At 52.8% G+C, this 246-nt stretch carries 1 protein-coding gene; it reads right to left on the bottom strand.

Annotated features, from left to right (window positions below; translation table 11 throughout):
* Positions 1 to 25 precede the first annotated feature (25 nt).
* On the bottom strand, positions 26 to 246 hold a 221-nt coding region (locus tag HMPREF2806_RS14040), incomplete at its 5' end, for a helix-turn-helix domain-containing protein (RefSeq protein WP_158013215.1).

Below are 246 nucleotides of genomic sequence, written 5' to 3'. Positions count from 1 at the left end.
CCCCGACGTGTCTACTTTCCGGGGGTCAGGCCCTCCCTTCAATGCCCATCATGCGCATCCGTTTAGCCACAGTCTTGCGATTCAAGGTGATCTGGTAGCGCTCGGTAAGTTCTGCGGTGATCCGCGGAGCACCATAAACCTCATCAGAGTCTTTCCAAATCTGATGAATCTTACGGTCAACATCATCGTAAAATGCTGCCCGATCATCTTCGCCGGATAGTCGTTTCTGCTGCACATGGGCCCATT

This window comes from Corynebacterium sp. HMSC076G08 (genome assembly GCF_001811515.1).
Lineage (GTDB): Bacteria > Actinomycetota > Actinomycetes > Mycobacteriales > Mycobacteriaceae > Corynebacterium > Corynebacterium hiratae.
Note: the sequence above shows the minus strand (reverse complement) of the source record. Positions and strands in the feature narration are given on the sequence as shown.